At 62.0% G+C, this 19,162-nt stretch carries 19 protein-coding genes; 5 read left to right on the top strand and 14 right to left on the bottom strand.

Going from position 1 to position 19,162, the window contains the following annotated elements:
* Window position 1: 1 nt before the first annotated feature.
* Window positions 2–2,143: a calcium-binding protein gene (locus BSY17_RS16695; RefSeq protein WP_069066305.1), complete on the bottom strand. Its 2,142-nt coding sequence runs from the start codon at window positions 2,141–2,143 to the stop codon at window positions 2–4.
* Window positions 2,144–2,494: 351 nt separating this feature from the next.
* On the opposite strand from BSY17_RS16695, the gene BSY17_RS16690 reads away from it, so the two are divergent.
* Window positions 2,495–2,665 carry a (2Fe-2S)-binding protein gene (locus tag BSY17_RS16690; protein WP_037476694.1) on the top strand — a complete coding sequence of 57 codons (171 nt, stop codon included), beginning with the start codon at window positions 2,495–2,497 and terminating at the stop codon, window positions 2,663–2,665.
* A gap of 146 nt (window positions 2,666–2,811) precedes the next feature.
* Window positions 2,812–3,291 carry a bacterioferritin gene (gene bfr / locus BSY17_RS16685; protein ID WP_037476693.1) on the top strand — a complete coding sequence of 160 codons (480 nt, stop codon included), beginning with the start codon at window positions 2,812–2,814 and terminating at the stop codon, window positions 3,289–3,291.
* Between the two features lie 35 nt (window positions 3,292–3,326).
* On the opposite strand, the gene BSY17_RS16680 is transcribed toward bfr, so the two are convergent.
* Window positions 3,327–3,734, bottom strand: coding sequence for a (deoxy)nucleoside triphosphate pyrophosphohydrolase (locus BSY17_RS16680; RefSeq protein ID WP_037478830.1), 408 nt, complete (start codon window positions 3,732–3,734; stop codon window positions 3,327–3,329).
* A gap of 402 nt (window positions 3,735–4,136) precedes the next feature.
* Here BSY17_RS16680 and BSY17_RS16670 point away from each other — a divergent pair, with 402 nt between their 5' ends.
* The gene (locus tag BSY17_RS16670; RefSeq protein WP_037476691.1) at window positions 4,137–4,322 is read left to right on the top strand and encodes a Flp family type IVb pilin; all 186 of its coding nucleotides are present in this window, start codon (window positions 4,137–4,139) and stop codon (window positions 4,320–4,322) included.
* A gap of 73 nt (window positions 4,323–4,395) precedes the next feature.
* Here the strand turns inward: BSY17_RS16670 and BSY17_RS16665 are convergent, their stop codons facing one another.
* The 5 genes from BSY17_RS16665 to BSY17_RS16645 form a co-directional block, all read right to left on the bottom strand.
* Window positions 4,396–5,871, bottom strand: coding sequence for a M48 family metalloprotease (locus BSY17_RS16665; protein ID WP_069066303.1), 1,476 nt, complete (start codon window positions 5,869–5,871; stop codon window positions 4,396–4,398).
* A 76-nt stretch (window positions 5,872–5,947) separates the two neighbouring features.
* Window positions 5,948–6,892, bottom strand: coding sequence for an acetyl-CoA carboxylase carboxyltransferase subunit alpha (locus BSY17_RS16660; RefSeq protein WP_069066302.1), 945 nt, complete (start codon window positions 6,890–6,892; stop codon window positions 5,948–5,950).
* A 10-nt stretch (window positions 6,893–6,902) separates the two neighbouring features.
* Window positions 6,903–7,820 (bottom strand): tyrosine recombinase, encoded by a 918-nt coding sequence (locus tag BSY17_RS16655; protein ID WP_069066301.1) that lies wholly within the window; start codon window positions 7,818–7,820, stop codon window positions 6,903–6,905.
* A gap of 2 nt (window positions 7,821–7,822) precedes the next feature.
* A complete protein-coding gene (locus tag BSY17_RS16650) occupies window positions 7,823–9,652 on the bottom strand; it encodes a hypothetical protein (RefSeq protein WP_069066300.1) in 1,830 nt (609 codons plus the stop codon).
* 5 nt (window positions 9,653–9,657) lie between these two features.
* Window positions 9,658–9,846 carry a hypothetical protein gene (locus BSY17_RS16645; RefSeq protein WP_069066299.1) on the bottom strand — a complete coding sequence of 63 codons (189 nt, stop codon included), beginning with the start codon at window positions 9,844–9,846 and terminating at the stop codon, window positions 9,658–9,660.
* An 82-nt stretch (window positions 9,847–9,928) separates the two neighbouring features.
* On the opposite strand from BSY17_RS16645, the gene BSY17_RS16640 reads away from it, so the two are divergent.
* Both BSY17_RS16640 and aroB read left to right on the top strand, forming a co-directional pair.
* Entirely contained in the window at window positions 9,929–10,477 is a 549-nt protein-coding gene (locus tag BSY17_RS16640) for a shikimate kinase (protein WP_069066298.1), read from the top strand.
* Window positions 10,468–11,574 (top strand): 3-dehydroquinate synthase, encoded by a 1,107-nt coding sequence (gene aroB / locus BSY17_RS16635; protein WP_069066297.1) that lies wholly within the window; start codon window positions 10,468–10,470, stop codon window positions 11,572–11,574. The genes BSY17_RS16640 and aroB overlap by 10 nt, the downstream gene beginning before the upstream one ends.
* Before the next feature lie 172 nt (window positions 11,575–11,746).
* Here the strand turns inward: aroB and rpmE are convergent, their stop codons facing one another.
* From rpmE to BSY17_RS16600, 7 genes are all read right to left on the bottom strand, one after another.
* The gene (gene rpmE, locus BSY17_RS16630; protein ID WP_037476683.1) at window positions 11,747–11,971 is read right to left on the bottom strand and encodes a 50S ribosomal protein L31; all 225 of its coding nucleotides are present in this window, start codon (window positions 11,969–11,971) and stop codon (window positions 11,747–11,749) included.
* Window positions 11,972–12,203: 232 nt separating this feature from the next.
* Window positions 12,204–12,680: a 3-hydroxyacyl-ACP dehydratase FabZ gene (gene fabZ, locus BSY17_RS16625; RefSeq protein WP_069066296.1), complete on the bottom strand. Its 477-nt coding sequence runs from the start codon at window positions 12,678–12,680 to the stop codon at window positions 12,204–12,206.
* A gap of 5 nt (window positions 12,681–12,685) precedes the next feature.
* Window positions 12,686–13,327: an OmpH family outer membrane protein gene (locus BSY17_RS16620; RefSeq protein WP_069066295.1), complete on the bottom strand. Its 642-nt coding sequence runs from the start codon at window positions 13,325–13,327 to the stop codon at window positions 12,686–12,688.
* On the bottom strand, window positions 13,327–16,005 hold the full coding sequence (bamA, locus tag BSY17_RS16615; RefSeq protein ID WP_171899259.1) for an outer membrane protein assembly factor BamA: 2,679 nt from the start codon (window positions 16,003–16,005) through the stop codon (window positions 13,327–13,329). The genes BSY17_RS16620 and bamA overlap by 1 nt, the downstream gene beginning before the upstream one ends.
* A gap of 90 nt (window positions 16,006–16,095) precedes the next feature.
* Entirely contained in the window at window positions 16,096–17,229 is a 1,134-nt protein-coding gene (rseP, locus tag BSY17_RS16610; protein ID WP_069066293.1) for an RIP metalloprotease RseP, read from the bottom strand.
* A complete protein-coding gene (locus BSY17_RS16605) occupies window positions 17,223–18,383 on the bottom strand; it encodes a 1-deoxy-D-xylulose-5-phosphate reductoisomerase (protein ID WP_069067040.1) in 1,161 nt (386 codons plus the stop codon). Before BSY17_RS16605 ends, rseP begins: the two co-directional genes overlap by 7 nt.
* Window positions 18,383–19,159, bottom strand: coding sequence for a phosphatidate cytidylyltransferase (locus BSY17_RS16600; protein ID WP_037472043.1), 777 nt, complete (start codon window positions 19,157–19,159; stop codon window positions 18,383–18,385). Before BSY17_RS16600 ends, BSY17_RS16605 begins: the two co-directional genes overlap by 1 nt.
* Window positions 19,160–19,162 lie beyond the last annotated feature (3 nt).

The following is a 19,162-nucleotide window of genomic DNA, read 5'->3' as shown; positions in this document are numbered from 1 at the left end:
GTCAGCCAATGACGAAATCAGCCAGTCCGATCGTGACGGGTGCTATGTTCGAACCCAGTGATGCCATCTCATTCACTGCACCGCTGCCGTCGGCAAAGGCTGTATGATAGACGATCGCGTTGTTTTGCGCGTCGAGCGCGATGACAAACAGTGCCTCATCCGTTCGGCCCGTGCCATTAGCATCAAGCATCGCCTGTACCGCCGCCCCATCGGTCAGCACGCCGGTATAGATGAACAGGTCGGTCGTCGCGAGGTTGGCACCGCTACCACCCTGGCTGCGAACATCGAAGCTGGCGTCGGTAAGGCCAAAGGCCGCCCCGTCAAACTCCAGATTGTCGATCCCTGGCTGAAAATCGATCAAGACGTCGCCGCCCTCGACTGGCGCATCCCAGATGAAATGATCAGCGCCGCCCCCGCCAGTTAATTCGTCCGCACCCAGGCCGCCGACCAGCCGATCCGCTGCCGCACCGCCCTTCAGCACGTCATCACCACCATTACCTTCAAACAAAACAGTTCGCGCGCCAGTCACCGGCAGAGCGCTCATGATGTCGCGCCCAGTCCCGCCTGATCTGACAATATGCGCACCCTCAACCCCATTGAAATTGGCGTCGTGCAGAACGACCCTGTTCCATCCGTCCGCCAGATTGATTTGCTCGATCCCGCGCACGCCGGAGAGAATGTTGCCCGATTGTGTGACAGGCGTTTCAATCGCCAGAATGTCGTGGCCGCCGTTGCCGAACAACCGATCACCGAACAAATGCGATGCAGCCGATCGGAACAAATCATCGCCGGAGCCACCCCGCAGTGTATCAATGCCCGCGCCGCCCAGTAACTCAACAGCATTCGACGCACCCAAGTCGCTGGCGTCTACGACATTGTCGCCAGTACCACCGATTACTTTAATCCTGATGCTCTCAATATTAACGAAGTTAACATCTGTGATTATTACGATGCCGCTTCTATCGAGTATAATTTGTTCGACGCCCTGCATACCGACGAGAGAGGGTATTGAGCCAGTCGTCACTTCCAGAATGTCAATACCGCCATTCCCCAATATGATATCTTGCTCTGTCAACTCGGAGCCTGCCCCTCGGAACAGATCGTTGCCGTTACCACCTGCGAGGTAATTATTTCCTCCGCCACCGCTCAATATGACTGAATAAGGGGCTGAAAGAGCAGTTGCATCGATTCGATCATCGCCAGCCGATCCAATAATTTGGAGACTGTTGTTGGCTACCCCGACAAGAGTCATGTCACCAACGCCAATGTCATTGGCGCCGGAAGCCAGGATTATGCGCTCCATTCCTTGCACATCGCGCAGGTCCGCCGCCGAAAGTATGCCCGAAGACGTCAGCCTGAGGACATCGTTGCCGCCATTACCGTGAATCACATCGTCCAGAAGTTCCGAAACGGTGACAGAAACAGAATCATCTCCTGCGCCGCCGTGAAACACATTGGCACCGCCACCGCCAAACATCACGACTTTGTTCGCGCTTGTCAGTGCCGTAGCATCCACCTCATCTCCGCTCGCATTGCCGACGATGGTGATGGTTGAGTTTGCGACGTCGACATAATTAATATTGGAGAGTTGGATGAGGTTGCGACCTGTAGCAAGCTCGAACCGCTCGATACCCTGCACATCGTTGAGGTCGAAATAGCTAAAAAGACCTGCCGACCGAATCGCAATCGTATCGCTACCACCATTACCTCGCACTGTATCTGCGCTAAGATCTGCACCGTAAAACGAGAATCGATCGTTCCCGGCTCCACCAAGCAGGGTATCGATGCCGCCGCCGCTAACGATCCCTACAGCATTTGCGCCGCTCAACCCCGACGCATCGACCACGTCAGCCGCGGCGCTGCCTGTTATCAGTATCCCATCGGACACAGCTTCGTAATTGGTATCGAGGAGCGTGATGCTATTGCCGCCGCTCGCCAAGGTGATGCGTTCAATTCCTGTCATGCCTGCCAACGCACTTGCTGCAAGCGCACCAGCAGTTGTAAAAAGCAGCGTATCTGTACCCTGCCTTCCTCGAAACACGTCGGCCGCATTTAGATTAGCTACCGCATATTGGAAAATATCGTCTGTAGCGCTACCCAAAAAGAAGTCATCGGAATTAGGTTGGCCCGTAAAGGTCGTCATCGCTGTCTTCCTTTAAAATTATTATCTGTTTCTATAACCAATTATGGGACATTAACCTATCCAAAATCGATACTGCTAGAAAAATCTGGCGCGCATACGTAAGATATTTTGAAAAACTTTACATTTTCTGGAAATGTAAGCTATTTAAATATTCTGACTAACGTTGCGATCATAGACCTTATGCTTAGTGACGATGCTTTCAAAGAATACTTACGTCACCCCGTGCTCAACGTTATGGATTCGTTGAACGCAAAATCATGTAAATATGAGACCGCGTCGCAAAAGCGTGCATTTTACTATTGCGACCCATTATCATCCGCGCTATCTCTGCTCCAACAGGAGAGTGCTTCGATGGTCGTGTGCATCTGTAATGCCATTCGTGAGAAGGATCTGAAGGAAGCCGTGCGCGATGGCGCGGATACGCCGTGCAGCGCTTATGCGCGTTTCGGCCGTCGTCCCAAATGCGGCCAGTGCGTTCCCTTTGCCCGCACCATCATCGCGGCGGAGCGAGCTTCGGCCTGATAGCATTGCAAATCATCCGCACGCAACAATCGCGACCTTGACGCAATAGCGTCCCAAAAAACCTTGATTTTCCTGGGTTTTTTGACTTAACAGTATCCTGCACAGGGTCTATAGATCCGGCTTTCCTAACAGCCGGAGTAAACGCCATGAAAGGCGACCCGAAAGTCATCGATTATCTGAACGAGGTGCTCCGCAACGAGTTGACCGCGATCAATCAATATTTCCTGCACTATCGCATGCTCAACCATTGGGGCATCGAAAAGCTCGCCAAGTTCGAATATTCCGAATCGATCGACGAGATGAAGCATGCCGACAAGGTGGCGGAGCGCATCCTCTTCCTCGACGGCCTGCCCAATTTTCAGCTGCTCGGCCGCCTCAAGATCGGCGAGACGGTGGAGGAAATTCTCAAGTCGGATCTGGAGCTGGAATATGAGGCGCTGCCGGTGCTGCGCGATGCCATCGCCTATTGCGAGACGATCCGCGACTATGTCAGCCGCGACCTGTTCCAATATATCCTCGAAAGCGAGGAAGAACATGTCGATACGCTGGAAACCCAGTTCGAGATGATCGAACGCATGGGCATCCAGAATTATATCCAGTTGCAGAGCAAGGCGAAGGAAGACTGATCTTCACGGGCACCGGGACACCGGTGCCCTTCGCTTTACAGCAAGGCTTCCAATATCCCGATCAGCGGCAGGTCTGCAGGCGGCATGGGAAGCGCATACATTTGCGCGGGGCGCACCCATTTGAGCGCCGTCGCATGATGGGGATGCGGCACCCCCTCCCACTTGCGACAGACGTAAAGCAATAGCAGCAGATGCCGGTCATCGAGCGGCTCGCTGGCGAAGGTGGCAGGGGCGAGGCAGCTGGCGTGGGTGCGGATGCCCAGTTCTTCTTCCAGCTCGCGGATCAACGCGGCTTCGGGTGTTTCGCCCGGCTCGACCTTCCCCCCCGGAAATTCCCACAGATCGGCCATCGCCTTTCCCGGCGGGCGTTGTTGTAGCAGAACGCGGCCATCCGCGTCGATCAGGGCGACCGCGACCACGAGCAATGGCAAAATTTTCGTCATCTTCATCCAGACAAGGGCTTTGTTAACTACGCATGCTTTACAGGCCTAAGCGGGACTGTCTGTAGCGAAGTGGGGGCCGTATGCGTGGGCTGAGTAAAATCATCGACCGCTTGCAATCGCTACGGTGTGAACGAGCTGCAACTACGATAGAATATGCCTTCATTCTTGCGATGATCACGCTATTGATCATGGTCGCGGTCGAGAGCATGGCGAACAACACTACAAGCATGTGGAACAACATGGCTGAGGAAGTTAATGCGATTTAACCATAATCAATTTACAATTTTTCTCGGCATTAAAGATTCATCAACTGATATTCGCTAGAAAAATTTTCGCTGACCACGAACTTCCAAGGCGGGGCGGCCGGGTAGTTATACATCGTTTCCCATCAGGAGATTTACAATGCAGTTCATTCGCAAGATGTTGAAGAACGAAGAAGGCGCGACCGCGATCGAATATGGCTTGATCGCCGCCTTGATCGCCGTCGCGGCTATCACTGCCATGACGAGCCTCGGCGACAATCTGAAGACGACCTTCACCAAGACGTCAACTGCTATCGCCAATGGCAACACGAAAAGCGGTACCTAAGATTTATCTGGCTTGATGCTATTACTATTTGAACAAGGGGGAGAAGCAATTCTCCCCCTTGTTTTTATTTCATTCAGATAACGATCTTCACCTTTTGCCCGGCGCGCAAGGATGCGTTGGCGTTCAGCGCGTTGATCGTCAAAAACCGTTCCAGCTTATAGTCGGGATAGGCCATCCGCTGGCTCAGCGACTGGACGGTGTCGCCGGATTTTACAGTCACGACATCGATGCGGCGCGGTTTGATGGTCGCTGCATCCTGCGCGGATAGCCGCTGCATCGACTGGACCATCGCGGTGAATGGCGCGATCCCCTGGCCCGCGGGCGTCAGCAGCAGGAAATGATAGGCTTTCCCGCCCCCGAAATCATAGGCGAATACCGTGGCATCAACTTGGCGTGACTGGCTGGTGGCGCGCACGGTCCGCCATGCCGCGGGTAGGCCGTTGACGGTGGTGCGACTGACGGTGCCGGTGGGGACATTCCCCTGCCCGCCGCCCATCTGCGCAAAGACACCATCTATATAGCTGGCCAGATTGCCCGAATAAGGGGCCGCGCTGAATTGCGCCTGCCCGCCGGAGCCCATGATCGACACAGCGTCAGACCCATTTTCCATGCCGAATCCGGAGGGCGCAGCAAAGCTGAGGCGCAGGTCGGGGTGACGGAACCGATTGCCTTCGATGATGCCCTGCTTGGGATCATCGCCGTACAGGATGCCATCGAGCGCGGCGAGAAAGACGTCGCGATTGCGCACCGTGGCCTTTGAGCCACTGCCGCCCGCGCCGCGGGCCGCGCGGTTGACGCGCGAAGCGGGATCAGGATGGGTGCTGGCCCATTCCGGGGTCGACCGGGCGCTGCCCGCCAGACGCGCGTCCAGATTGCTCTGTGCCGCCAATGAGGCCAGCATGTCGGACAAAGCGCGGGGATCATAGCCGCCCGATGCCAGATAGCGGATGCCCAGATCATCCGCCTCATATTCCTGGCTGCGCGAGAATTTGAGCGTCAACAACTGGCTGCCGGTGCCGATGCCCTTCTGAATGAGGTTGCCGAAGCCCGAATCACCCAGGAAGGCGCCCGCCAAAGCGCCGAGCAGCGCGCCGCCGATCGCGTTGCGCTGCGCGGTCTTTTGCCGCCGCTGGCCATGTTGGGCGGCGACATGGCCGACCTCATGCCCCAGCACGCCGGCCAGTTCCGCCTCGTCATTCATCAGCGCCATCAGCTGGCGCGTGACATAGACATAGCCGCCCGGAATCGCGAAAGCGTTGTTTACCGGCGAATTGAGCAGGGTAACGGTGAAGTCGCTTTGGGCGTTGGACAGGCCGGACTGGACCGCGATGCGCCGTCCGACGCTTTCGACATATTTCGCCTGGGCACCGCTATAGCCGCCGCCAAATTCCTTGAGCAATTCCGGGTGCTGCTTGGCCCCGCTGCTCTTGTCCTGCGCGCTGATCGAACTCACCGTGCGGATCGCTCGCTGCTGCCCGATCACGGCAGGCGCGCTGGCGGCCACGACCAGGGCGGCGGCCGAACAGCCAAACATCATCTTCCGGTTCATCACTTTATCCCATCCCATTCCCATTACCCACACGTAACGAGAAACAGGGGTCAGCTGTTCCAAAAAAGACGGTAGTTCAGGCGCCTATGGCCAGAAATTTATCGGCCCGGTCAGTGCGCAGCGCACCGGCATCCATGTTCGACAAGGCGTCCAGTTCCGCTTCGATTGCGGTGCCCAGATTGGCGATCGCCTGAACCGGGTCGCGATGCGCGCCGCCCATCGGTTCCGGCACGATCCGGTCGATGACGCCCAGCGCCTTGAGATGCTGGGCCGTGACCTGCATCGCCGTCGCCGCTTCGCTGGCCTTGGCCGCTGTGCGCCACAGGATCGAGGCGCAGCCTTCGGGCGAAATCACCGAATAGACCGCATGTTCGAACATCAGCACGCGATTGGCAGCCGCCAGCGCAATCGCGCCGCCCGATCCGCCTTCGCCGACCACGGCGGCGACCATCGGCACGCCCAGTTTGAGGCAGGCTTCGGTCGAGCGCGCGATCGCCTCGGCCTGGCCGCGCTCTTCGGCCTGCACGCCCGGAAAGGCGCCGGATGTGTCGACCAGCGTAACGACGGGCAGACCAAAACGGTCGGCCAGTTCCATCAGGCGGATCGCCTTGCGATAGCCTTCGGGCTTGGCCATGCCGAAATTATGCCGCACGCGGCTGGCGGTATCGTCGCCCTTTTCATGGCCGATGACCATCAGCCGCCGATCGCCAAGCGTGGCAAAGCCGCCGACGATCGCCTGATCGTCAGAGAAAGCGCGGTCCCCCGCCAGCGGCATGAAATTGTCGAACAGCCCGGCGACATAATCCTTGAAATGCGGCCGTTCGGCGTGGCGGGCGACCTGCGTCTTCTGCCACGGCGTCAGCTTGGCATAGGTGTCGCCCAGCATCTTGGCCGCGCGCTGCTCCAGCGTCGCGATTTCGCCGTCAATGTTAATGTCGCCAGCGCTCGCCGTGGCGCGCAATTCGACGATGCGCGCCTCCAGTTCGGCGATGGGCTTTTCAAATTCCAGAAAGCTAACCATGGCGCTGGCGTTAGGGCGGCGACGCGCCGTCGTCAACGCAGCGTTGCACCATCGTCGCCAGCGGATGGCGGCTGTTGACCAATTCGATCAGCCGGCGGCTATCGACATGGGTGTAGATTTGCGTGGTGCCGATATCGGCATGGCCCAGCATCGATTGGAGCGCGCGCAGATCCGCGCCGCCCTCCAGCAAATGGGTGGCGAAGGCGTGGCGCAGCACATGGGGGCTGACCCGTTCCGGCGCGATGCCCGCCGCGGCGGCCAGCGCCTTGACCAGTTGATAGAGGCGGATGCGGCTGAGATAGGATTTCCCCGACGGGAAGAGCCACGGACTGTCGAGCGGCACATGGGTCAGCCAGGTTGCGACCGCAGCGCGTGCGCGATCGGAGATCGGCACCAGCCGCTCCCGTCCGCCCTTGCCCTTGAGGATCAGGAAGGGCCGATCCGATGCCAGCGCGCGGCGCGGCAGCGACACCAGTTCGGTCGCGCGCAGGCCCGACCCGTAGAGCAGTTCGATCAAGGCGGACAGCCGCCGGTCGTGCGGCGCAGGATGCGCCACCGCCAGCCGCTCGTCGATCAGCGCAAAGAGCGAATCGACTTCGGCAGTGGACAATATCTTGGGCAGGGATCGCCGCGTCACTGGACGAGGAAGCGCGGTAGCGGGATTATCGAGGCGCAGCCCTTCCTCTTCGAGAAAGGCGTAGAAGGCGCGCAGGGCAGAGGATTTGCGCGCGACCGACGAGGCGGCGAGTGCCGCCCATGCCCCGGCGAGATCGCCCAGCCGCTCCTTGCTGGCCGCCACCAAGCCGCCGACGATGGCAGCGGCGCCGTTCAGGTCGGCGCGATAGGCCAGCAGCGTGTTGCGCGACGCACCACGTTCCGCCGCCATCATTTCCAGAAAGCGGTCGATCAGGGCGTCATCATCCGCCATCGTCAGGTCCGGCTGATCGCCTCCGCCGCGATCATCCGCGCTTCGGGGTCCAGCCCGACACGATGAAGCGCGGCGACGACATGATAGAGATGCGCCGGTGGCAGGCGGCGCCAGTCGCGGCCCTGCATGCCGACGGCCGCGAGCAGGGCGACGGTCGCCTTCTCACCACGCTGCGCCGCTGCGCCGATCGCACGCGCCCAGCGGCTGTTGGCGGCGAGCATCACGCCATTGTCCTGTGCCAGCGACGCGGCATCGTCCGCCGACAGTCGCGCAAGGCCTGCCAGCGCCGCGATCAGCATCCGGCCCTTTTCTTGTCCCACCTCACCGATATAGGTCGATATGCGGCTGTCACTGATATCGACTACGGGGCTGGGTGCGCCAACCGCGAGCAGGCCCCAAAATTGGGCCGCGCCATCGCCGTCAATTTGGCCCAGCGCCCGCGCCCAGCGCGCGGCATTGCGGTCATAGCCTGCCGTCAGCATCGATGCGACCAGATTGGCCGCGTCGCGCGCATCGGCCTGCGCCACTGGTAGCGCCGCTGCCGCCCGCGCGGTCGTGATCAGGCCGACATAGTCGGGATTGCCATTGTCACGCCACAAGCGCTGCATCGCGCCGATACGATTGCCCACCGTCGCCCCGGCATGGGCGGTGCGCAGCGCGTCGATCCGGTCCGCCATGTCGGCAGGCGCGTCGCCTTCGGTGCTCATCTGGCCATAGAAGCCGACCAGCGCCGCGCTGGAAAACACGCCGAGGCGCGCCGCGACTTCGACGCCGGGTCGCCGCCGCACGGCGCTCAGGGCAGGCGCGCGCGCTTCCCAGGCGCGGACGTGCGGACCCACCGTGCCAAAGAGCGCATCGGGGATTTCGACATTGAGCGCCGTCGCGAGGCCAAAGCGCCAGGCGGTCAACTGACTGACCGTGTCCCATTCGATCTTCACCGACCGACGCGCGTTGAAGCCGGTGCCGACGACTTTCTCCGCCAGCCGATAATCGATGCCGCGCACCACGCCGCGCCGCTGCGCCTGGTTGAGCGCGCCGCTGGCGGTGCCCTGATCCCCCGACAGGGCAGCGCAGATAGCGCGGGTCATGTCCCAGCCGGGTTCCTTGCTCACCCGCAGCGCGCCTTCCGACAGGGGGCAAAGCCCGGCCGGATCGGCGCTGCCAAGATAGGCCTGCATGGCAACGGCGTAGAGGCGCGGGGTGTAGCGATCGGGATCGACGCTTTGCACCATGGTCCGGGCGCTATCCGCCTCCCCCATGCGCAACAACAGCCAGGCGCGCTCGGCCGCCCAGTCCGCGCCGTCGATGTCGGCCGGCGTATCCGTCGCCGACAAAAGCGTGCGCCGCAGCAGGATCGACGCCCAGCGCGACAGGATCGGCGCATGCGTCTCCTTCATCAGCACGGCGAGATATTTGCCCGACTGGTTGCCGAACGCATCCGGCTCCAGCCCGCGCGTCTGCGGCGTCAGTGCGCCGATACGGGCGAGCGAACGGCGCGCGCTATCCGGCAGATCATATTTCGCCTTTTCCGCCGCCAGTTCTTCGGGCGTCAGTTCTTCTTCGGCCGCTGCGTTTTCCGCTTCGGCCAGCAACGACAGATCGGGCGGCGTTGCCGGGTTGAGGGTCGGCAAGGCGGACGCTGCGGGCGTGCCCGGTGCCGGGCGCGCGGGCGTTGGTGCAGGCGTCGGCGCTTCGGGCGCGTCGCCAAAGCCCGGCGGCAAGAGCGATTCGGGTGCCTGTTGCGCGACCACAGGCAAAGCGAGGGCCAGGGCAAAGCTGCCCAGCGCCCATTTCGCTCTGCTCCCTTTAGACGTGCCCCCCTTGACCCGCATATGCCTTACTGGCCCAGCTTCTCGGCCGGGATGGCCTTTTCGACCTGCACCTGCGGCTTTTCGCCGCCGCGCGACCAGAAGAAGGCGAGCAGAAGAATGACCAGCAGGACAAGGGCGATGGGCAGGATCGGCAAGTTGGTGCCACGGCGGCGGCTGCTGCCTTCGAAACTGCTGAAATTGCGATTTTTCTTCATGTGTCCTTCTGCGGCTGAGCCGGGCGACGAGCAAAAGATGCGATTTGCCTCTGTGACGGGGGGCTGTATAGCCCCGCTCGGCATGCAGCGAAACAGCAAATTCCCCCCATCCGTCGACCGGCGCGGTCCCATCGTCCTGGTGGGGATGATGGGCGTGGGCAAATCGACGGTGGGGCGGCGGCTGGCGGCCCGGCTGGGGCTGGCGTTCGTCGATGCCGATGAGGAAATCGAAAAGGCGGCGGGCATGAGCGTGAGCGAGATTTTCGCCCGCTATGACGAAGCCTATTTTCGCGATGGCGAGCGGCGGGTGATCGCCCGGCTGATGGATGGCGCGCCCAAGGTGATCGCGACCGGCGGGGGCGCCTTCATGCAGGAGGACACCCGTGCGCTGATCCTGGAGCAGGCGACGGCGATCTGGCTGGATGCGGATATCGATGTGCTGGTGGACCGGGTTTCGCGGCGCGAGGGGCGGCCGTTGCTCAAGGATCGCGATCCGCGCACGGTGCTGACCGAACTGACGGCGGTGCGCAATCCCATCTATGCGCTCGCCCCCATCCACGTCAAAAGCGTCGCCGCACCGCATGAAGTGACGGTCGAACGCATCATGGAGCAATTGACGGCATGGCAATAGTGCAGGTCGCGCTGGGCGCGCGCAGCTACGACATCCCGATCGAACAGGACGCGCTCGATCGTGCGGGCGCGTTCCTCAGCCCCTATGCCCGCAACGGGCGGCTGGTGGTTGTCACCGACGCGCATGTCGCGGCGGCGCAATTGCCCCGGCTGGACGCCAGCCTGCGCGCTGTCGGCATCATGGCCGAGCCGATCATCCTGCCGCCGGGCGAACAGACCAAAAGCTGGCGGCATCTGGAGCAATTGCTCGATGCGCTGCTGGCGCTGGAGATCGAGCGGGGCGACCATGTCGTGGCGCTGGGCGGCGGTGTGATCGGCGATCTGGTCGGCTTTGCCGCCTCGATCCTCAAGCGTGGCTGCCACTTCATCCAGGTGCCGACCACCTTGCTGGCGCAGGTGGATTCATCGGTCGGCGGCAAGACCGCGATCAATACGCAGGCGGGCAAGAATCTGGTCGGCAGTTTCTACCAACCCGCGTTGGTGCTGATCGATCCATCGACGCTCGATAGCCTGCCGCCACGCGAAACCCGTGCGGGCTATGCCGAAGTCGTCAAATATGGCCTGATCGACGATCCTGCCTTCTTCGCCTGGTGCGAGGCGCATGCCGGCGACCTGCTGGCGGGCGACCCCGACGCGCGGACCTATGCGATCGAACGCAGCGTCCGCGCCAAGGCGGCGATCGTCGCCGATGACGAGCGCGAGACATCGGGTCGCCGCGCGCTGCTCAACCTTGGCCACACATTTGGCCATGCGTTGGAGGCCGATACCGGCTTTTCCGACACATTGCTCCATGGCGAAGGCGTTGCGGCGGGGATGGCGCTGGCGTTCCGCTACTCGGCGCGGCTTGGCCTGTGCCCGCAGGCGGATGCCGACCGGGTGACCGCGCATCTGCGGTCGGTCGGCCTGCCCCATGACCTGGCCTCTGCGCATGTCACTGCCGATGGCGCAGCATTGGTGGGCCATATGTTGCACGACAAGAAGATGGCGGCGGGCACCCTGCCCTTCCTGCTGGCGCGCGGCATCGGCCAGACATTTCTGTCGAAGGATGTCGCGCTGGACGATGTGGCCGCGTTTCTGGATGCAGATCGGGCGGGGTAACGCCCTCGCGCCCGCGACTACATATATCATCCCCGTTCGCTTCGAGCGGAGTCGAGAAGCGGCAAGCGCTGTGCGGGCGTTTCTCGACTTCGCTCGAAACGAACGGAACTCTTTTACCAAACCAAAAAGGGCGCCCAGTGGGCGCCCTTTTCATTCAACCATGGAAGGCCGATTACTTCTTCAGCGTCAGACCACCGAAACGCTTGTTGAAGCGTGCCACCTGGCCACCAGTGTCCATCTGACGGTTGCCGCCGGTCCAGGCCGGGTGCGACTTGGGGTCGATGTCGAGCGCCAGCGTGTCGCCTTCCTTGCCCCAGGTCGAGCGAGTCTGAAAGGTCGTGCCGTCGGTCATCTGCACGGTGATCATGTGGTAGTCGGGGTGGGTATTGGCCTTCATGGCGTAACGCTCCGTATGTGCCGGTTCCGACCGGCTGTGGATGCTGTAAATAGCGAAGGCGCGCCGTTAGCGGGTTCGGCGCACCTTGGCAAGGGATAACCTTATCCTCCCCTTGCAGGGGAGGTGGCAGGGCGTAGCCCTGACGGAGGGGTGTCGCGTTATCGAGAGGGTGACACCCCTCCACCGGCTTCGCCGGTCCCCCTCCCCTTACAGGGGAGGATTGAAGACAGTGTCAATCCTTGGGCGGATCGGCGATCATCGCGACGAACTGCGCTTCGGCGGCCAACTTGTCGCCGATCATCGCCTTGCCGCTGAACTTGCAGATCGCGCCGCGATTCTGGGTCACTTCGACATGCAGGTCGAGCAGGCAGCCCGGCTCCACCGGCGAGCGGAACTTCGCGCCGTCGATGCTCATGAAATAGACGAGCTTGCCGGTGTCGGCGAGTTGCATCGATTCCACCGCCAACACACCAGCCGCCTGCGCCATCGCTTCGACGATCAGGACGCCGGGCATGATCGGCCGGGTCGGGAAATGCCCCTGGAAAAAGGGTTCGTTCACCGAAACTGCCTTGATCGCGTGGATCGACTGGCCCAGCACCAGCGACACCACGCGGTCAATCAGCAGCATCGGATAACGATGCGGCAGCGCAGCCATGACCCGACGGACATCCATCGGGCCAAGCGCGGTCGTTTCAACCTCTCCCGTCATTCTTATCAGCGCGACTTGGGAGCCTGCGCCGGGGCAGCGGCGGGCGCTGCCTGGCGACCACCGGGCTGCCAACCGGCAGGCGGGGTGATCGACACGCTGGGAACCAGTGCATTAAGTTCGGTGATGACGGCCGGGGTAATGTCAGCGCCTGCGCCGAAGCTCTCGGTCGCGGCCTTCTTGACCACGATTTCCGACTTGGTCTTGGCAGTGGCGGCCTTGAGCGCATCGTTCAGCTTGGCGACGAGCTGTTCCTCGACATAGGCGCGCGCGATGGCGATCGGCTGGCCCATGCGCTGCAGTTCGGCCTGCGCGGTCTGCTGCGTCTGCTGATATTGCTGATACTGGGTTTCGATCGCCGGGGTCGGCTTGTTGCCCGCTGCCGTCAATGCGGCCTGGAGCGCATCGCCCTTGGTCTTGAGGTCCGCTTCGATCGCGGTGCGACGCGTGTTGAGCGCGTCGATCTGCGGCTTGTAGGTGGTCTGCATCTGGCTGATCGCGGTGGTGTAGGCCGTGCTCTTGGCAACGGCTTCTTCCAGATCGACGACGGCGAGGCCCGACTTGGTCTGGGCGACGGCCGGCATGGCGGTCAGGGCGATGGCGGTCATGGGCGCAAGAGCGAGCGCCGCGGCTTTGAACATGGTCTTCATCAGAATTGAGTCCCTACGTTGAAGGTAATGAGCTTGTTATCGTCGCCAGGTTCCTTGAGCAGCGCCCTGGCAATGTCGATGCGGAACGGGCCGAAGGGCGAATTCCAGTTGACGCCAAAGCCCACCGACAAGCGCGGCTTGAGCGTGTCCCCAAGATAGACTTCTTCGAAGGCACCACCAGCATAACTGGCCACGAACCCGGTCGGCGCCGCGTCGCAGTTGCCGATGGAAGGCGCCCGGACCTGTGTCGTCGAACCGGTATTGCCCGGTGCAGGCGCCACGGTGCAATAGCCCGCAAATGTGCCATCGCCATTCACAAGGGTCGGGTTCTTCAACCCAGCGACGGCACCGACATCCATGAAGATCGACGGACGAAGGCCCATTTCGCGTGCGCCGGAGCCAAGCGGAATTTCGACTTCGGCGCGAGCGAGATAGTAGATCTTGCCGCCCAGCGCGTCATCGGACACGTTATTGTTGCTATTGTCGCGAACATAGCTGGTCGTGCCATCTTCATTGGTCTGCGGTTGCAGATAGAAGCGCTTTACGCGCGGGCCGACACCGCGAATGTCGAAGCCGCGGAACTGCGGTTCACCCAGGAAGAAGCGATCGACCAGGCGGACCTTTTCGACCAGCTCGCCTGTCGCATCGCGCCGTTCGCCTTCCAAGCTGTGGATATAGCCGCCTTCGGCCGAGACCGAGAAGATGAAGCCACTGCCCAGCGGGAAGAATTTGGAGCCGTTGATCCGGGTCTTGATATATTTGACGTTACCGCCAAGCCCGGCAAAATCCTGGCTCAGCACAACGTTATGGCCGCGCGTCGGGCGGATGCGGTTGTCGCGCGTGTCGTAGATCAGCGAGTAGCCGAGCGACGAGGTGGTGCGCTTGCCGATCGCATCGCACAGATAACGACCCGCGATGAGGGGGTCGCACTCCCGCGTGCCGTCGCCGTCCGTGTCCGAATAATAAGTATCTTCGTCCAGCGTCGTATCATCGAAATTGAGCTGATAGCGCAGCGCCAGCGACATATATTCAGTGATCGGCACACCCGCACGCAACTGGATACCCGTCGACGTATTCTCATAGGTCGTGTCGCGCGTGTTGCTGGTCAGATAGCGGAAGCTGTTGAGATCGCGGCGATAGATGTCGCCGCCCAGCGCGATATTCTTGTCCATGAAATAGGGTTCGGTGAAACCCAGTTCGATCGACTTGGAATAGGCCGAATAGTTGACCGAGGTGCGCAGTTCCTGGCCCTTGCCGCGGAAATTGCGCTGGGTGATCGACGCCGACACGATGAAGCGTTCCAGCGACGAGAAGCCCGCCGACAGCGACAATTCGCCGGTCGATTTTTCCTGCACGTTGGTTTCGAGGACGATGCGGTCGGGCGCGGAACCCGGCTTCTGCTCGACATCGAGCTTTTCTTGGAAATAGCCGAGCGAATTGATCCGGTCCTTCGACCGCTTGACCAGGAAGCTGTTGAACGCATCCCCTTCCGCCAGACGGAATTCGCGACGGACGACCTTGTCCTGCGTCAGCGTATTGCCGTTGATGTCGACGCGCTCGACATAGACGCGCGGGGCGTTGGCGATGCGGAAATTAATCCCCATCGTCAGCGTGTCCTTGTCGCGATTGAAGTCCGGCGACACTTCGGCAAAGGCATAGCCGAACAGGCCGGCGGTCTCGCTCAGCGTATCGACCGTATCCTCGACCTGCTTGGCGTTATACCAATCGCCCTTCTTCATCGGCAGACGCTTGGTCAGGCCATCGCCCGACAGGTCGCGAATGTCCGATTCGACCTTCACATCGCCGAATTTGTAGCGCTCGCCCTCTTCCACCACATAGGTGATGATGAAGTCCTGCTTGTCCGGCGTCAGTTCGGCGACCGCCGAAATCACGCGGAAGTCGGCATAGCCTTCGGTCAGATAATATTGGCGCAGCTTCTGCTGGTCATAGGCAAGACGATCGGGATCATAGCTGGTGCCCGACGAGAAGAGGCGGAACCAGCGCGACTGCTTGGTCACCATCTGGCTGCGCAGCGCGCCGTCCTTGAACTTCTCATTGCCGATGATGTTGATCTGGCGGACCTTGGACTTGGGGCCTTCGCTGATCTCATAGACGATATCGACGCGGTTCTGGTCCAACTGCACCAGTTTCGGCTCGATCGTCGCGGCAAAGCGGCCCTGGCGGCGATAGAGTTCGACGATGCGGGCGACGTCGGCGCGCACCTTGGACCGGGTATAGATTTGGCGCGGGGCGAGCTTGATTTCCGGCCGGATCTTGTCGTCCTTCAACCGCTTATTGCCTTCCAGCACGATGCGGTTGATGACCGGATTTTCCTTCACCTCGACGGTCAGGGCACCATTGTCGTTGCGGATCTGGACGTCGGCGAACAATTCCGTCTCATACAGGTCGCGCAAGCCCTGATCGAGGCTTTCCTGGCTGTAGGGCTGGCCGATGCGCAGCTTGGTGTAGGACAGGACGGTGCCGGATTCGAGCCGCTGCGTGCCGGTGACGGTGATGCTGCTGATCGTGCCCTGTGCTGCGGGCAGCGACGCGGGCGCAACCACGGGCGCGGGCGCGGTAGCGTCCTGCGCCATGGCCGGGAGCGCAGACAGACCTGCGATCATCGTCGTCGCCAACAGGGCGACCACGACCGGGCGCTGCCTCTTGCTGCTGTTCATCGCTGTCACCCGCATCACCTCAAAAACTCGAAAAATTTTGTTTCCGCCGCAACAGACGTCGCCAAACCGGGCTTCCCTGCCCGATGCGCGTCAACCGATCAAGCCGGACAGGCTCTTCCACAGCCCGAAAGACGACAAATCGTTGAAAGTCACCAGCACCATCACCGTCATCAGCAGCGCCAGACCCGATCGATAGGCCCATTCCTGCACCTGCGGACTGACCGGCCGACGCTGCAGCGCCTCAATCCCGTAAAACAGCAGATGCCCGCCATCCAGCATCGGGATTGGCAATAAGTTGATGAACCCCAAGTTAATCGAGATGAGCGCCATGAAGGTGAGAAAGCCGAACAGCCCCATCATCGCGGCCTGGCCGGATACATCGGCGATCTTGAGCGGTCCGCCCAATTCCTTGACGGAGCGGCGTCCAGTAATGATCTGGCCCAGGCCGTCCATCGCGGACACGAACATCTGGCCCGTCCGCAATGTACCGACCACCGGGATTTCCCACAGCGCGATGTCGCGGAATTCGACCTTGTCGGACATCACGCCCAACTGGCCGAGGCGGAAGATATTGCCGAACCGGTCCTTTTCGATCCGCTCGCCTGCTGCGATCGTCATGGCGGTGCGCTGACCATCGCGTTCGATGACGTAGGGCAGGACTTCACCCGGACGCAGCGAAACGATCGGCGCGATGTCGGTGAAGCTGTCGATCTGACGCCCCATGATCGACACGATGCGGTCGCCGGGGCGCAGGCCTGCCCTTTCCGCGGCCGATGCGGGCGCGACCTGCTGCACCACGGGCGGGCTGACCGGATCGCCCTTCCAATAGGCAAGGCCGCCCAGCAGCAGGATCGCGAACAGGAAATTGACCGCAGGCCCCGCCGCGACAATCGCTGCGCGCTGCCAAACCGGCTTGGCGGGAAAGCTCTCGGCCCGGTCCTGCGCGGACATTTGCAGCCATGCAGGATCAGCCTGGCTGGCGGCGTTCATGTCGCCCTTGAAGCGGACATAGCCACCCAGCGGCAGCGCAGCAAGCCGCCAGCGCGTGCCGCGCTTGTCCACCCAGGCCAGCAGTTCGGGGCCAAAGCCGATGGAAAACGCCTCCGCTTTCACCCCGCACCAGCGCCCGACGATATAATGGCCGAACTCATGCACGAAAACGAGCGGCCCTATGACCGCGACGAAAGCGAGAACGGTCAGCAGGAAACCGGGATTTTCTAACAAGCCGTCAATCTTTCCATCACTTGGCCCGCCATGACGCGCGCCGCAGCATCCGCCGCCAGCACATCCGCAATGGCATCGGGCGCAGGCGCGCTATAGCGGGTCAACACTTCCTCCACAATCATGGCGATATCAAGGAAGCGGACGCGTCCGGCGAGAAAAGCGGCCACCGCGACTTCATTGGCGGCGTTCAGGATGGCCGGAACGGCCCCGCCCGCCTCGGCCGCTTGCCGCGCCAGGCGCAGCGCAGGGAAGCGATCGGGGTCTGGCGCTTCGAAATCAAGCCGACCGATCCGCGCCAGATCGAGCGGTTGGCACGGCGTAGCGATCCGCCGGGGCCAGGCCAGGGCGTGGGCGATCGGAATACGCATGTCGGGCGAGCCCAATTGCGCCAAGGTCGACCGGTCGCGATATTCGACCATCGAGTGGATCACCGATTGGGGATGGACCAATATCTCGATGCGATGGAGACCGACCGGGAAGAGATAGGCCGCCTCGATAAATTCCAGCCCCTTGTTCATCATCGTCGCGCTATCGACGCTGATCTTCGCGCCCATCGACCAGTTGGGGTGCGCGACCGCCTGCTGCGGCGTGATGTCCGCCATTTCGGCGCGGCTGCGGGTGCGGAACGGGCCACCGCTTGCGGTCAGGATAATCCTTGCGACATCGTCCAGGGTGCCGCCTGCAAGGCACTGGAATATCGCATTATGTTCGCTGTCCACCGGCAGCAATGTCGCGCCGGAAGCGCGCGCCGCCTCCATCATCAGCCCGCCCGCCGACACCAGCGATTCCTTGTTGGCGAGCGCCACGGTGCCGCCCGCCTTGAGCGCGGCCATGGTGGGCCGCAGCCCGGCGCAGCCCACGATCGACGCCATGGTCCAGTCGGCCCCGGCCCCCGCAACATCGACCAGCGCCTCTTCGCCTGCAGCCGCCTCGACACCCGACCCGACCAGTGCAGCCTTGAGCGCGTCATAGCGCGCCGGGTCGCCGATCACAGCAATCTGCGCGCCGGTTGCCTTGGCCGCTTGCGCCAGCCCCTCGACATCGCTGTTCGCGGTCAGCGCGACGACCTGATAGGCATCCGGTTCGCGTTGGATGAGGTCGAGCGTGGACATGCCCACCGAGCCGGTCGCGCCAAAGATCGACACCGTCCGCATCATGCCTGTCCCACCATCAGATAGAGCAAGGCAGCGAGTGGCGCGGCGGCCACTACGCCATCCAGCCGGTCCATCACCCCGCCATGGCCGGGCAGCAGCATCCCGCTATCCTTGACCCCTGCGCGCCGCTTCATCGCGCTTTCGAACAGATCGCCCAATTGCGCCGCCACCGCCAGCAGGCCGCTCGCCGCCGCCAACTGGATCGGCAGGCCGGCAAAACGATGCAGCAGGAAGCCAGTGATCAAGGCGGCAAGGACGCCGCCGGCCAATCCGGCCCAGGTCTTGGACGGGCTGATGCGCGGCGCGAGCTTGGGACCGCCGATCGAGCGGCCCGCGAAATAGGCGCCAATGTCGGTCGCCCAGACCAGCGCCAGCGCCCAGAAGGCGAGCAGAAGTCCGTAAAGATTGGGTTCCTGCCCGCGCAGGAACAGCAAGGCCATCACCGGCACGCAGACATAGAAGATCCCGCAGGCCAGCCTGTAGCCCCGCGTCGCGGCCATCACGAACAGGAAGGCCGCGATCATCAGGCCGACCGCAAACCCATCCACGCCAGCCGCCAGCGGGCACAGGATCGCCAGCGGCACCGACACAGCGAACATCGACAGCTTTCGCTGTTCGGCGCTGGCGCCGTTCAGGTCCGCCCATTCGCCCTGCATCAGCACGCCTGCGACCGCGAGCAGCAGCCAGAAGAGCAGACCGCCCGACAGCAGGGCACCGACCGCCATCGCGATCAAGGCGACACTGACGATGGCGCGGGTCTTCAATTCGCTGGCCATCGC

This window comes from Sphingobium sp. RAC03, from assembly GCF_001713415.1.
In the GTDB taxonomy this organism is placed as follows: Bacteria; Pseudomonadota; Alphaproteobacteria; order Sphingomonadales; family Sphingomonadaceae; genus Sphingobium.
The sequence above is the reverse complement of the archived record's forward strand: the minus strand, read 5'-3'. Positions and strand labels throughout refer to the sequence as shown.

What these genes read in the sequence shown, in the direction of transcription:
- aroB (WP_069066297.1), top strand. Translation starts at nt 10,468, where the DNA reads ATGGCAATAGTGCAGGTCGCGCTGGGCGCGCGCAGCTACGACATCCCG.
- BSY17_RS16695 (WP_069066305.1), bottom strand. Translation starts at nt 2,143, where the DNA reads ATGACGACCTTTACGGGCCAACCTAATTCCGATGACTTCTTTTTGGGT.
- BSY17_RS16650 (WP_069066300.1), bottom strand. Translation starts at nt 9,652, where the DNA reads ATGCGGGTCAAGGGGGGCACGTCTAAAGGGAGCAGAGCGAAATGGGCG.
- BSY17_RS16690 (WP_037476694.1), top strand. Translation starts at nt 2,495, where the DNA reads ATGGTCGTGTGCATCTGTAATGCCATTCGTGAGAAGGATCTGAAGGAA.
- BSY17_RS16655 (WP_069066301.1), bottom strand. Translation starts at nt 7,820, where the DNA reads ATGGCGGATGATGACGCCCTGATCGACCGCTTTCTGGAAATGATGGCG.
- bfr (WP_037476693.1), top strand. Translation starts at nt 2,812, where the DNA reads ATGAAAGGCGACCCGAAAGTCATCGATTATCTGAACGAGGTGCTCCGC.
- BSY17_RS16645 (WP_069066299.1), bottom strand. Translation starts at nt 9,846, where the DNA reads ATGAAGAAAAATCGCAATTTCAGCAGTTTCGAAGGCAGCAGCCGCCGC.
- BSY17_RS16605 (WP_069067040.1), bottom strand. Translation starts at nt 18,383, where the DNA reads ATGCGGACGGTGTCGATCTTTGGCGCGACCGGCTCGGTGGGCATGTCC.
- BSY17_RS16620 (WP_069066295.1), bottom strand. Translation starts at nt 13,327, where the DNA reads ATGAAGACCATGTTCAAAGCCGCGGCGCTCGCTCTTGCGCCCATGACC.
- BSY17_RS16680 (WP_037478830.1), bottom strand. Translation starts at nt 3,734, where the DNA reads ATGACGAAAATTTTGCCATTGCTCGTGGTCGCGGTCGCCCTGATCGAC.
- bamA (WP_171899259.1), bottom strand. Translation starts at nt 16,005, where the DNA reads ATGAACAGCAGCAAGAGGCAGCGCCCGGTCGTGGTCGCCCTGTTGGCG.
- BSY17_RS16600 (WP_037472043.1), bottom strand. Translation starts at nt 19,159, where the DNA reads ATGGCCAGCGAATTGAAGACCCGCGCCATCGTCAGTGTCGCCTTGATC.
- BSY17_RS16660 (WP_069066302.1), bottom strand. Translation starts at nt 6,892, where the DNA reads ATGGTTAGCTTTCTGGAATTTGAAAAGCCCATCGCCGAACTGGAGGCG.
- BSY17_RS16640 (WP_069066298.1), top strand. Translation starts at nt 9,929, where the DNA reads ATGCAGCGAAACAGCAAATTCCCCCCATCCGTCGACCGGCGCGGTCCC.
- BSY17_RS16665 (WP_069066303.1), bottom strand. Translation starts at nt 5,871, where the DNA reads ATGAACCGGAAGATGATGTTTGGCTGTTCGGCCGCCGCCCTGGTCGTG.
- BSY17_RS16670 (WP_037476691.1), top strand. Translation starts at nt 4,137, where the DNA reads ATGCAGTTCATTCGCAAGATGTTGAAGAACGAAGAAGGCGCGACCGCG.
- fabZ (WP_069066296.1), bottom strand. Translation starts at nt 12,680, where the DNA reads ATGACGGGAGAGGTTGAAACGACCGCGCTTGGCCCGATGGATGTCCGT.
- rpmE (WP_037476683.1), bottom strand. Translation starts at nt 11,971, where the DNA reads ATGAAGGCCAATACCCACCCCGACTACCACATGATCACCGTGCAGATG.